Below are 12,004 nucleotides of genomic sequence, written 5' to 3' on the forward strand. Positions count from 1 at the left end.
CTGGTCACGTCGCTTACCAGACTAGTCAGGATGCGCGGACTGCTGTACCAGCCATACGGTTGAGGGTTCGAGGCTTATGTGCGGCAGCGCTCATCCCCGCGCCGCCATCCGTCAGGGTGAAATGCGAAACGCGCACCTTTGCGGCTCAGGCCCGAAGACGACGCGGCGGCGCCCTTGACGCCCGCGCGTCAACTCGACTACTCTTGCCAGATGCTTGCCGCTTCGCTGGCGACAGGCATGCAACGCAAGTGATCAGCGCAACCACGGAAGCCGCGCCATCCGGACCGCTTCCCGCACCGCACGCAATGCACCAAGCCACCTGCTCCCACCGCCAGGCCGCCGATGCTTCCAGCATCGCCGCAGCCGTGCGCGTGCCGGCAGCAGGCCGTGTGCCGGGCACCGCTCCGGCGCTATCGGCGCCGCATCTCTCCTCCTCGCTACTGCTAGACCTACCGATCGGTTGCCGGGCCTAGTGCCTCGTGGCAGTTCGGCAGCCTCGCGCCACCCTTTTTCCGCCATTGCGCTTTAGCGCTCTGGCCTATTGTGTCTTGCATCTTCCCGCGAGGAAGGAGAACCGTCATGATGTTGTGCAACCCCGCCGCCAAGTACCGCCCCGCCATCGCCGTCGAAATCGCCGACCGCACCTGGCCCGACCAGCGCATCACGCGCGCGCCGATCTGGATGAGCACCGATCTGCGCGATGGCAACCAGGCCCTGATCGAGCCGATGAACCCGCAGCGCAAGCTCCGTTTCTTCGAGCAACTGGTGAAGATCGGCCTGAAGCAGATCGAGGTGGCGTTCCCCTCGGCATCGCAGACCGATTTCGATTTCGTGCGAATGCTGATCGAGGAAGACCGCATTCCGGATGACGTGACCATCGTGGTGCTGACGCAGGCGCGCGAGGACCTGATCCGCCGTACCATCGATTCCGTGCGCGGCGCGGCTCGCGCCGTGGTGCATCTCTACAATCCCATCGCTCCCGCGTTTCGCCGCATCGTGTTCGGTGCCAGCCGCGAGGAGGTCAAGGAGATCGCCCTGGAGGGCACGCGGCTGATCAAGGCGTTGACCGATGCCATGCCCGAGACGGCATGGAGCTACGAATACTCGCCGGAAACCTTCAGCATGACCGAACTGGATTTCTCGCTCGAGGTCTGCGATGCGGTGTCCGCGATCTGGCAACCGAGCGCTGCGCGCCCCCTGATCCTGAACCTGCCGACCACGGTGGAATGCAGCACGCCCAATATCTTCGCCGACCAGGTCGAATGGATGCACCGCCATCTCGCAAGGCGCGCTGACATCGTGCTGTCGGTCCATCCGCACAATGACCGCGGTACCGCCGTGGCTGCCGCCGAGCTGGCCGTGATGGCCGGCGCGGATCGCGTGGAAGGTTGCCTGTTTGGCAACGGCGAGCGTACCGGCAATGTGGACCTGGTCACGCTGGCGCTGAATCTCTACACGCAGGGCGTGGACCCTGCGCTCGATTTTTCCGATATCGACGAAGTGCGCCACTGCGTGGAGCATTGCAACCAGCTCCCGGTGCATCCGCGGCACCCCTATGTGGGCGACCTCGTCTTCACCGCGTTCTCGGGCTCGCACCAGGACGCGATCCGCAAAGGCTTCGCCCAGCAAAAGCCTGACGAGATCTGGGAAGTGCCCTACCTGCCGATCGACCCGGCCGACCTTGGCCGCAGCTACGACGCGGTGATCCGCGTCAACAGCCAGTCCGGCAAGGGCGGCATGGCCTACCTGCTGGAACAGGTGCATGGCATCTATATGCCGCGGCGCCTGCAGATCGAGTTCAGCCGCGCGGTGCAGGCAATGACCGACGAAAGCGGGCTCGAAGCCAGCGCCGACGACCTCTACGGCTTGTTCCAGCGCGAGTATCTCGAACACGCCGCGCCGTTGCGCTATGTGGGCCACCAGATGGTGTCCGATAGCGAAGGCCAGGTGGAGATCGAAGTGGCATTGCTGCGCGACGGCGAGTCCGTCAGCGTGCGCGGCCGGGGTAACGGCCCGATCGATGCGTTCGTCGGCGCCTTCGCCGGCGCGCTCGATGCGCCGGTACGTGTGATGGATTACCACGAGCACGCGCTGTCGTCCGGCGCTAATGCCGCCGCGGCTTGCTATGTGGAAGTGCGTGTTGGCGATTCCGCCACCGGCTTCGGCGCCGGCATCGATGCCAATATTGTCACGGCGTCGCTCAAGGCTGTGGTGTCCGGCGTGAACCGCCACCTGCGCGCCACCAGTCAGTCGCAACGCGAGGAAGCCCTGGCCGGCTGAGGTCCACCGAGGAAAAACCGGTGTGCCCCGCCCCCACGGGGCACACCCGGAAAGACGCCCTTGGCGGGACGCCCACGACATGCTCGTTGCTTGACTGTGTGCACAGCGTAAGGGGCGCCGGTGCCGGTTGCCACGAATATTTGCGCATGTCCTTAGAACCCCGGAGCGCGATTGGAAATGCGAAAGTCCGGCGGCTTGCCCACGATCCCGCCTGACAACCAGACAGCGGCTGTGGCGACGCTGCGACGCACATGCACACGCGCGCCGCCGATGCAGTGCTTCTTGCTTTCGGTCAAGGCTTGGCTGGGAACCCTACGCCACACTGAGCGTGAAGTTTCCCTACTACACGAGCCAACCATCATGAAGAAGCGTCTGTCCACCCGCCTTTCCACAACCGTTGTTGCTGCCATCGCCCTGCTCGGCAGCGTTGCCGCGGCGCCCGCCATGGCAGCGTCCGACGAAACCCAGGGCAACTGGATGGTGCGCCTGCGCGCCACCTATCTGGACATGGCCGACAAGTCGGACCCGATCGGCGGCGTTGGCGCATCGGACCGCATCACCGTCAACAACAAGTGGATCCCGGAACTCGACGTCACCTACTTCTTCACACCACACATCGCCGCGGAACTGGTGCTGACCGTGCCGCAGAAGCAGAACGTCTACCTCGATGGCAACAAGATCGGTTCCTTCACCCACCTGCCGCCGACGCTGCTGGTGCAATATCACTTCATCCCCAACGGTACCTTCCGCCCCTATGTGGGCGCGGGCCTGAACTTCACGCGGATCTGGGGCGCCGACATTGCCAACAACTCGCTATCGCTCGACAGCTGGAGCGTGGCGCCTGCCTTGCAGATCGGCATGGACTACAAGCTCACCAAGAACTGGTTCCTCAATGCCGACATCAAGAAGGTGTGGCTGTCGAGCGACGTCAAGGCGGCCGGCGTCAAGGTCTCGAACGTGAGCCTGGATCCGTGGCTGTTCAGCATGGGTGTGGGCTACCGCTTCTAAACACCTCGAACACATCGAACACATCGAGCCCTTCGGACGCCTCGGACGCCTCGGACGCTTTAACCGGGCTTCCAGGCGCGCGCGGCAGATCCCCCGTCAGGCCCTCGCCTGACGGGGGATCTGCCGCAATGCATCGCGATTCAAGCCGTAGAAGCGCGCGACCACGGCCATCTCGGAGCCGGCGCTGAGCAGCGCTTGCGCCGACCGCCGGCGGTGCAAGACCTGCGGGATGTTGGCGAGGAAGACGCTCGTCACCTCCGGGTCGAATTGCGTGCCTGACCCAGCCGAGACGATGGATAGCGCATCGTCGTCCGTCATGCAGGGGCGATAGCAACGCGCCTCGGTCATCGCGTCAAAGGCATCGGCAACCGCCACGATGCGAGCTGCCAGCGGGATCTCCTGGCCGGCCAGCCCACACGGATAGCCCGTGCCGTCAAAGCGCTCATGGTGGTGATGCGCGACCWGCGATGCGAGCCGCATCAGGGCATTCGAACTACCCGCAAGTAGGTTCGCGCCGATCTCGGCGTGGCGCTCGATCACCTGTCTCTCTTCGGGAAGCAACTTGCCGGGCTTGAGCAGCACGGCGTCCGGGATGGCGAGCTTGCCGACGTCGTGCGCCGGCGTGGCGAGCCGAATGCGCTCGCACTCCTCGGCACGCAGTCCGACCATTTCCGCAAGGCCGGCCGCAATCGTCGCGGTGCGAACCAGATGGCCAGAGGCATGCGGATAACGCAAGCAGCCTGCCAGCGTCAGGCTGGCCAGCGTGACGACCGCATGGTGGTTCGTAGTCATAGTTCTGAAGTGGTGCAGATCGCAACGGCACCGGCATGGCCAGGTGGATGCCATGCCGGGCAATCGCGGCATTCGCCGCATGACGGCGAATGGCATCTGGCAAAGCGCGAGATTCTATGCCTGGACTGGCATATCGCCAATAGGCAATAGCCGGTTATCGCCAGGGATCCGGTGAAACACGCGTGGCGGGCCAACGGCGCGGTGAGCGGGAACAGGGAATGCGATGGACCGCCAGTGCGAACGTACGCCAGCTCGCACGTCGATGAGAGCGCGGCACAAGAAGAAAGGCCCCGCATCACGGGGCCCCCTTGCATTGCAGCTTTCCCGAAGAAGCCCGCCTAGCGGAACGCCGGTTCGTCGAAGCTACGCAGCTTGCGCGAGTGCAATTGTTCGGCACCACCTTCGCGCAGGATACGAATCGCTTCCAGCCCGATCGACATATGCTGGCTCACCCGCTGCCGGTAGAACGCATTCGCCATGCCCCGCAGCTTGAGCTCACCGTGCAGCGGCTTGTCGGACACGCACAGCAGCGTGCCGTATGGCACCCGCAGGCGGAAGCCGTTGGCCGCGACCGTGGCGCTCTCCATGTCGATGGCGATGGCACGTGACTGGTTGAAGCGGGCGTACAGCGCCTTGGACTTCAGCTCCCAGTTGCGGTCGTCGGTGGAAACCACCGTGCCGGTGCGCATGCGGGTTTTCATTTCATTGCCGGACAAGCCCGTCACTCGCACCACGGCCTCCTGCAGCGCGACCTGGATTTCGGCGATGGGAGGTACCGGTACCCACGGCGGCAGGTCATGATCGAGCACGTGATCGTCGCGCACATAGGCGTGCGCCAGCACGTAGTCGCCCAGTTGCTGCGAGCGGCGCAGGCCGCCGCAGTGGCCGACCATCAGCCAGCAGTGCGGACGCAGCACGGCAAGGTGGTCGGTCATGGTCTTGGCGTTGGACGGGCCCACGCCGATATTGACCAGCGTGACACCGAGCTTGTCCTCGCGCACCAGGTGATAGGCGGGCATCTGCGGCAGCGCGCGCGGACGCTGGGCGTCGTCGGGCTCGGCCGCGCCGCGCTCCTGGATCACGTCGCCGGGTTCGACGAAGCGCACGTAGCCATCGGCGCCCTGCGCATCTTCGGCCCCCATCAGCGAGCGGCCGAGCGCGATGAATTCATCGACGTAGCGCTGGTAGTTGGTGAACAGCACGAAGCGCTGGAAGTGCTGTGGCGCGGTGCCGGTGTAGTGGTAGAGACGCTGCAGCGCCAGGTCCACGCGCTCGCCGGGGAACATCGAGAGCGGCCAGGCCTCGCCCGCCACCGGCTCATAGGTACCGTTGGCGATGGCATCGTCGATGCGGCTCAGCTCGGGCAGCACGAAGGAGGCTTCCAGCTCGCGCGCCTGGGTGTAGCTGATGTCCGTGGTGGAGGCTTCGATGACGAAGGGCAGCGGGATCGGGCGCCGGCTCACGCCGACCACCACGGGCACGCGGTGGTAGCGTATCAGGCGCTCGATCTGGTCCCGGTAGTAGTCCGCCAGCAGTTCGGGCCGGGTGACCGTGGTGCCGTACACGCCGGGGTAGGCGACCGTGCCCCAGGATGGGCGGCTGTCGGTGACCATGGTTTCGAGATTGACCGAGATGCCGAGGTAGGGGTAACAGGCATGTGCCGCTGACGGCAGTGGCTGTCCCTTGGCAAAGGCATCGAAGCGCGCGCGGATGGCGCCGACCGAGGCATCGTAGATTTCACGGATGCGGGCCAGCGCGGCATCGGCATCGCTGAACTCGGCCAGCTGATCGGCCGGATGGGCGGAAGAGAAGATCGAGGCATTCATGGTGTCCATGATACCCCGCCACAGCATGGTAGCAACATGGCCTGTCGCAAATTGACGGGCCTGCGCGCGCTCGCTACACTGCCAGCAGTCTTTCGCGGCCTCGGGCCGCACTCGCCTCGAGACGCCCCCCCACAAGAAGGGCAGCGCCGAGTTGCAGTATGTGCTTGCATGGGGAGCCCTGATGGAAATCCGCAATCTGCTGCCAGAAGAAACCGAGGCAGCCAGACAACTCCTTGCGGCCAACGGGTGGGCACACCGGGTCGCCAATACGGAACGCTTCGCCCGCCTGATCGCCAACTCGCAACGGGTGGTGGTGGCGGTGGATAACGGTGAAGTCGTAGGTTTCGCGCGTGCCTTGTGCGACGACATCTCCAACGGCTATCTGTCGATGGTCGCGGTGGCACCGAGCCATCGCCGGCGCGGCATCGGGCGCGCCCTGGTGCGCCAGATCGTCGGCAACGATCCCGACATCACCTGGGTGCTACGCGCCGGACGCTCGTCCGAGGCGGCCTTCTTCGGCCAGCTAGGCTTCGTGCCTTCGCTGGTGGCCATGGAGCGCCGGCGCACCTGAGTGGCGCAAGGCGGCCGCCAAACACCTCACACGCAACGCCATGGCTTCTTCCACCGGTTGGTTTCATTGGGCATTGCTGTCGGCTGTTTTCGCCGCGCTGACGGCGATCTTTGCCAAGATCGGGCTTGAGGGCATTAATTCCGACCTCGCCACCCTGGTGCGCACCGCGGTGATCATCGTGGTGCTGAGCATCTTCGTGGTGCTGACGGGCAAGTGGAGCAACCCGCTCGCGCTGCCGCCCCGGACCTGGATCTTCCTGGTCCTGTCGGGACTGGCCACCGGCGCCTCCTGGGTGTGCTACTTCCGGGCACTGAAGATCGGCGATGCCTCGAAGGTGGCGCCGGTGGACAAGCTCAGCCTGCTGCTGGTGGCGGTGTTCGCCGTGATCTTCCTCGGCGAACGCCCCAGCCTGCGCGAGTGGGCCGGCATCGCTCTGGTGGGCGCCGGCGTGCTGGTGCTCGGGTTCAAGCGCTGAGCGGCGCCCGCGCCGCCCGGATTCCTCACCGGTCCGCGGCGCCGGCACGAAGATACGACAGCACCGGTGCCAGTTGCGGCAGCGCCGGCGCCTGCTGACAGGCGAGTGCACCAGCACACCACGGATAGGGCAGCCGCGCCAGCCAGCCGTCGAGCACGGGTTGCGCGGTGTCGGAGGGCAATACTTCCATGGCCTCGATCACGATGGCGAGGGCTTGCACGCGCGGCTTGCCCGGCCCGGAGAATTCCCATGCGTAGCTGCCGCAGCCCACACGTACGCCGCCGGTGGCCTTGTCGGTCATGCCGACCAGCCAGTCGCAGGCATAGCGCTGCGCATCCGCTGCGGGCTGGGCTTCGGCCAGGCAAAACGTGTAGACATTGTCGTAGCTCTGGCCAAAGCGCCGCACCAGCACATCGCTGATGGCGGCCAGGCCTTCGCTGCGCGCGGGGAAGGCGATGGCCGCGGACTTGACCGTCATCTCCAGCGTGGCATCGGCGGCGAAGGCCTGCGCCATCAGGTGGGGACGGTTTTCGTCCTTGGCGCGGATATAGGTGCGGATCAGCGCCTGGGGGTCGAGGGAGCCGGGAAGTCCCGAAGCGGCGGTTGCGTTCATGCTGTGCCTTGCGTACGTCCGCGCATGGCCGTGGGCCGGGGCGTGGCGAAAGTTGAGTGGGTGCCGGCATGGTAGCCCGTCTGTGGCGCCCGGGGCGCTGCGGCCCTGCCGCCAGCAAGGTTGACCTAGGGCGCGCCCCGCCCCATCCAACACATCCGATGCGCAGCGCCTAGCCCGGCAAGCTGCCGTATGCGGTTGGCTGCCAGGCCATGCCGTGCAGGTGGATCGCACGGCAAGGCGGCACGCATGGCTTACTCGGGCTGGATGTTCGCGGCCTTGATGATGCGGCCCCACTTGGCCGATTCCTGCGTCTGGAACCTCGCCAGTTCCGCCGGCGTGCTGGTGAACACTTCAGTACCGGTGGACTGGTAGAAATTGGCCGCGGTGTCACTCCTGGCGGCCTTTACCATCAGCGCGTTGAGCTTGTCCACCACCGGCTGCGGCGTTTTGGCCGGCGCGTAGGCGGCGAACCAGTAGCTCATCTCATAACCCTTGACGCCCGCCTCGTCGATGGTCGGCACATTGGGCGCAAGCGGCGAGCGGGTCTTGCCCGACACGCCCAGCGCCTTGAGCTTGCCGCTCTTGACCTGGGGTAGTCCGGTGGCGGTATCGGTGATCATCATCTGGATCTGGTTGCCCAGCAGATCCGTGACCGCGAGCGGATTGCTCTTGTAGGGCACGTGCAGCAATTGCACATGCGCCATCTGCTGGAACAGCTCGCCCGCGATACGCGAGGACGAGCTGCCGCTGCCGAAACTGAGCTTGCCCGGCTCCTTCCTGGCCAGCGCGATGAAGTCTCCCACGCTATTGACCGGCAACTGCGGGTTGACCACCATGATCTGGCCGCCACGGCCCAGTGCTGTCACCGGAACGTAGTCCTTGACCGGATCGTAAGGCAGCTTCTTGAACAGGTGCTCGTTGGCCGCATGCGTAGTGTTGCTGGTGATCAGCACGGTATAGCCGTCGGGGCTGGCCTTGGCCACGTCGCTGGCGGCGATAAAGCCGTTGGCGCCGGGCTTGTTGTCGACCACCACCGTTACCTTGGCATCCAGCGTGATGGCCTGGCCGATCGCGCGGGCTAGCTGGTCCGTCGCGCTGCCGGCGGCGAAAGGCACCACGAAGCGGATCGGCTTGTCCGGGAACTCCGCGTGCGCCGGGCCGGCCAGCAGCACGAGCGCGGCGGCGGCGATGCCGGTGACCGCCTTCAGGACGGAAGCGGGCTTGGTGTATGCGGACATCTTGGGTCTCCTGTTCGAATCTCGAATCGTTTTGATTTGTGATACGTGGTTTGTGGTTTGTCGCTTGCGGTCTGGATCCGGCGTTTCAGCCGGCGCCGGCCAGGCGCGGGGGCAAGGGAATTTCCAGTTGCAGCAGCAGGAAGGACAGCGCCTTGCCGTGCGTGTCCAGGTTGAGTGCATCGTTGACGCCGCCGTCGAGCACGCCGTCGATGACGAAGTTCATCGCCTGCAGCGAGGGCACCAGGTAGCGTCTGACCGCAGACGGCCGCCGGTAGCTGAACAGTGCCGCCACGGCGTCTTCGGTGACATGGGCGGCGAGATGGTCGAAGTCGCGCGGGTCGTAGGCGATCACGCTGATATTGGAGCGATCGCCCTTGTCGCCCGTGCGTCCGTGCGCAAGCTGATAAAGCGCGATGGTGGCTGCAGCGGCAGCCGGCGTGGCGGTATTGGAGGTGGTGGCGTTCATGGCAGCAGAGTGTGGCTTGCGGTGACGGCGCTGCGCGGCACCAGGCAGGACATGGCATTCAGGCGCGCGCGCAGCGCGGTGCGCACGCCACCGCCGCCGGCGGGTCCGCAGGTATAGAGCGCATTGACCTCGCGCAGCAGCGTTTCCGCCACGGACTTGTCCTCATGCGCCAGCGCGGCGCGCAGACGCACGTCCCGCGCCTGCGCCTCGCCGGCTTGCGGCTGTTGCAGCAGGCGGCCGCCATCGTCGGCGAACACGCTCAGCACGCCGATCAGGTCGAAGCGGATCGGCGCCGCGTGGCCCAGCAGGTCCATGCGCTTGCGCACGATCTCCGCAGCCAGGCGCGCGCGCGCCGCGGCGTTGGGGCCGGCGTACGAAATCTCGCCTTCGGCGATCCAGCCGCCTTCGTAGAACAGGTTGGCCTTGAGTTGTCCGGGCCGCTCGCGGCCGCGCACATTGCGCACGGCCACGCGGTCGGGGCCGACCTGCTCGACCGTGGCCGCGCTGATATCGGCGATCACGTCGGGCGTGAGATAGGCGGCAGGGTCATGCACCTCGTACAGCAACTGTTCCTTGACCGTGCGCAGGTCCACGCAGCCGCCGGTATCCGCCGCCTTGCCCACCTCGATATTGCCGTCTTCATCCAGGCGCACGATGGGATAGCCGACGGCGTGCACATCCGGCACGTCCTTCATGCCGGGATCGGCGAAATAGCCGCCGGTGACTTGCGCCCCGCATTCGAGCAGGTGGCCTGCCATGGTGGCGCGCGCCAGGCGATCCCAGTCCTGCCATGACCAGCCGAAATGCGCCATGGCCGGGCCGACCGCCAGGGCGGGATCGGCCACGCGGCCGCACACCACCACCTGCGCGCCGGCGGCCAGCGCATCGGCAATGCCCTGCGCCCCGATGTAGGCGTTGGCGCAAACGAAGCGCGCCTCGGGAAAATCAGGGCCGACGATCTGGCGCAGGACGGCGCGGCCGGCCTCGTGCGAAAGATCGTCGCCCTCCACCACCGCCACCCGCGGCGGCGCCAGGCCAAGCTCCGCCGCCAGTGCGCCCACGCGCTGCGCGGCGGCATGCGGATTGGCCGCGCCGAAATTGCCGACGATGGGAATGCCATTGGCCAGGCACAGCCCCAGCACGGGCGCCAGCAGCGCGTCGAGCAGCGGTTCATAGCCATGGGCGGGGTTGCCGCGGCGCGCCAGCTGGGCCAGCGCCAGCGTGCGCTCGGCCAGCGTCTCGAACATCAGCACGGCCGGACCGCCCGCTGCGATCAGGGACCGCACCACGGGCAGGGCGGCGTCGGTGCGGTCGCCGGAGAAGCCGGCGCCTGAGCCAATCAGCAGAGGAGCGGTCATAGGATGGAAGCCCGTTGATGGCCTGAGAAAAGCTTGGGTGATGAAGAAGTACGAGCCCCGATGAGCACGTCCGATGAAGTCATTCTAGACGTGTCATCCTCAACTAAAAAATGGATAATTTGGATTAATCTATCGTTTTTTCAGCTGAATTGGGCGCCTGCCAATGAACCTCTCGGTCAAACACCTGCGCGCCTTCGTGGCCTTGGTCACGCACCGCAACTTCACGCGCGCCGCGCAGGCCTGCCACCTGTCGCAATCGGCCTTCAGCGCACTTATCCAGACGCTGGAGGAACAGGCCGGTACGCGGCTGTTCGAGCGCACCACGCGGCATGTGGAACTGAGCGTGGAAGGCCGGCGCTTCGAGGAAGTGGCCACGCGCCTGCTGGCGGATTTCGAGACCGCCTTCGCGGAACTGCGCGACCACGCCGAACGCCGCAAGGGGCGGGTTTCGATTGCAGCGCTGCCCTCATTGGCCGCGGGCGACCTGCCGCCGATCCTCGCGGCCTTCCACCAGCGCTATCCCGGCATTGCCATCGAGCTGTTCGACCTGCTGGCGGACGGCTGCATCGACCTGGTACGGCGAGGCCGCGCGGACTTCGCGCTGGCGCCCGCCCCGGCGCAGGACGGCGACCTGCGCATCGAGCCCCTGGTGACGGACAGCTTCCACCTGGTTTGCCCGGCGGACCATCCGCTGGCGCGCCGCCGGCGGGTGGCCCCGCAAGCGCTTGCGGGCCTGCCCTTTATCCAGCTCTCGCGTACCAGCAGCGTGCGCCAGCACCTGGACGCCGCGCTCCATCCGCTCAAGCTTAACGGGGTGATGGAAGTAGAACACCTCGCCACCGTAGCCGCACTGGTAGCGGCGGGGCTCGGCGTGACGGTGGTGCCCGCGCTGGCGCTGTTCCAGTTCCAGCAAGAAAGCCTGGCGATCCGGCCCCTGCAATTACCCTCCCTGGTACGCGAGATATGCCTGGTGCGGCTGAAAGAGAGAGGAGACTCGGTAGCGGCAGCGGCGATGATTGAAGCCTTGCAAGCGCATTTCAGGAAAGGCGGAAGCGGCTAGGCTGCAGCGACGATGCTCTAACGGCAACAGCCTGGCCAAGACCAAAGGCGAATGTGGAACTCGCGCCTGACAAGCAAAGCCTGACGGACCGAAGCAACGCAGAGAAAAGCGCCACCGCCAGATCAACGACCTGGTGTAGCCGTGTGGAGCGCCCCCAAGGGCGGGCCGCACCAACCCGCGATGCGAAGCGAGCCGTCAAGGTGTACCAGGCCGTATGGGGCGCCTCGTCGGCAGGCAAAAAGAGCGGAAAAGAGGGACCCATGTTTGAGTATCGCCTTAAGGCGATGCGAGTTTGGGTCCCGGCCGCTCTTTTTGTC

The 12,004-nt window shown here is 66.0% G+C and carries 11 protein-coding genes; 5 read left to right on the plus strand and 6 right to left on the minus strand.

Annotated elements, in window-relative coordinates; genetic code table 11:
- The first annotated feature begins 582 nt into the window (after nt 1-582).
- The gene (gene leuA, locus AC1DN0_RS15400; RefSeq protein WP_441636556.1) at nt 583-2,280 is read left to right on the plus strand and encodes a 2-isopropylmalate synthase; all 1,698 of its coding nucleotides are present in this window, start codon (nt 583-585) and stop codon (nt 2,278-2,280) included.
- 360 nt (nt 2,281-2,640) lie between these two features.
- Nucleotides 2,641-3,288 carry an OmpW/AlkL family protein gene (locus AC1DN0_RS15405; protein WP_441636552.1) on the plus strand — a complete coding sequence of 216 codons (648 nt, stop codon included), beginning with the start codon at nt 2,641-2,643 and terminating at the stop codon, nt 3,286-3,288.
- 96 nt (nt 3,289-3,384) lie between these two features.
- On the opposite strand, the gene AC1DN0_RS15410 is transcribed toward AC1DN0_RS15405, so the two are convergent.
- Nucleotides 3,385-4,134: an HD-GYP domain-containing protein gene (locus AC1DN0_RS15410; RefSeq protein ID WP_477145830.1), complete on the minus strand. Its 750-nt coding sequence runs from the start codon at nt 4,132-4,134 to the stop codon at nt 3,385-3,387.
- A gap of 284 nt (nt 4,135-4,418) precedes the next feature.
- The gene (locus AC1DN0_RS15415; RefSeq protein WP_152561723.1) at nt 4,419-5,915 is read right to left on the minus strand and encodes an AMP nucleosidase; all 1,497 of its coding nucleotides are present in this window, start codon (nt 5,913-5,915) and stop codon (nt 4,419-4,421) included.
- Between the two features lie 172 nt (nt 5,916-6,087).
- On the opposite strand from AC1DN0_RS15415, the gene AC1DN0_RS15420 reads away from it, so the two are divergent.
- A complete protein-coding gene (locus tag AC1DN0_RS15420; protein WP_035862606.1) occupies nt 6,088-6,477 on the plus strand; it encodes a GNAT family N-acetyltransferase in 390 nt (129 codons plus the stop codon).
- Nucleotides 6,478-6,517: 40 nt separating this feature from the next.
- Nucleotides 6,518-6,952, plus strand: coding sequence for an EamA family transporter (locus tag AC1DN0_RS15425; RefSeq protein WP_035862605.1), 435 nt, complete (start codon nt 6,518-6,520; stop codon nt 6,950-6,952).
- A gap of 25 nt (nt 6,953-6,977) precedes the next feature.
- Here the strand turns inward: AC1DN0_RS15425 and AC1DN0_RS15430 are convergent, their stop codons facing one another.
- From AC1DN0_RS15430 to AC1DN0_RS15445, 4 genes are all read right to left on the minus strand, one after another.
- A complete protein-coding gene (locus tag AC1DN0_RS15430) occupies nt 6,978-7,565 on the minus strand; it encodes a hypothetical protein (RefSeq protein ID WP_441636547.1) in 588 nt (195 codons plus the stop codon).
- Between the two features lie 251 nt (nt 7,566-7,816).
- Nucleotides 7,817-8,803 carry a Bug family tripartite tricarboxylate transporter substrate binding protein gene (locus tag AC1DN0_RS15435; protein WP_441636546.1) on the minus strand — a complete coding sequence of 329 codons (987 nt, stop codon included), beginning with the start codon at nt 8,801-8,803 and terminating at the stop codon, nt 7,817-7,819.
- 85 nt (nt 8,804-8,888) lie between these two features.
- Entirely contained in the window at nt 8,889-9,269 is a 381-nt protein-coding gene (locus AC1DN0_RS15440) for an AtuA-related protein (RefSeq protein WP_441636544.1), read from the minus strand.
- Nucleotides 9,266-10,627: an acyclic terpene utilization AtuA family protein gene (locus AC1DN0_RS15445; protein WP_441636542.1), complete on the minus strand. Its 1,362-nt coding sequence runs from the start codon at nt 10,625-10,627 to the stop codon at nt 9,266-9,268. The genes AC1DN0_RS15440 and AC1DN0_RS15445 overlap by 4 nt, the downstream gene beginning before the upstream one ends.
- Before the next feature lie 163 nt (nt 10,628-10,790).
- Here AC1DN0_RS15445 and AC1DN0_RS15450 point away from each other — a divergent pair, with 163 nt between their 5' ends.
- The gene (locus tag AC1DN0_RS15450) at nt 10,791-11,687 is read left to right on the plus strand and encodes a LysR family transcriptional regulator (RefSeq protein ID WP_441636540.1); all 897 of its coding nucleotides are present in this window, start codon (nt 10,791-10,793) and stop codon (nt 11,685-11,687) included.
- Nucleotides 11,688-12,004: the final 317 nt, after the last annotated feature.

The sequence above is a fragment of the Cupriavidus sp. 05N39 genome (genome assembly GCF_056397325.1).

Coding starts and splice junctions, on each gene's coding strand:
- AC1DN0_RS15445 (WP_441636542.1), bottom strand. CDS start 10,627: ATGACCGCTCCTCTGCTGATTGGCTCAGGCGCCGGCTTCTCCGGCGAC.
- AC1DN0_RS15415 (WP_152561723.1), bottom strand. CDS start 5,915: ATGGACACCATGAATGCCTCGATCTTCTCTTCCGCCCATCCGGCCGAT.
- AC1DN0_RS15420 (WP_035862606.1), top strand. CDS start 6,088: ATGGAAATCCGCAATCTGCTGCCAGAAGAAACCGAGGCAGCCAGACAA.
- AC1DN0_RS15425 (WP_035862605.1), top strand. CDS start 6,518: ATGGCTTCTTCCACCGGTTGGTTTCATTGGGCATTGCTGTCGGCTGTT.
- AC1DN0_RS15435 (WP_441636546.1), bottom strand. CDS start 8,803: ATGTCCGCATACACCAAGCCCGCTTCCGTCCTGAAGGCGGTCACCGGC.
- AC1DN0_RS15430 (WP_441636547.1), bottom strand. CDS start 7,565: ATGAACGCAACCGCCGCTTCGGGACTTCCCGGCTCCCTCGACCCCCAG.
- leuA (WP_441636556.1), top strand. CDS start 583: ATGTTGTGCAACCCCGCCGCCAAGTACCGCCCCGCCATCGCCGTCGAA.
- AC1DN0_RS15440 (WP_441636544.1), bottom strand. CDS start 9,269: ATGAACGCCACCACCTCCAATACCGCCACGCCGGCTGCCGCTGCAGCC.
- AC1DN0_RS15405 (WP_441636552.1), top strand. CDS start 2,641: ATGAAGAAGCGTCTGTCCACCCGCCTTTCCACAACCGTTGTTGCTGCC.
- AC1DN0_RS15450 (WP_441636540.1), top strand. CDS start 10,791: ATGAACCTCTCGGTCAAACACCTGCGCGCCTTCGTGGCCTTGGTCACG.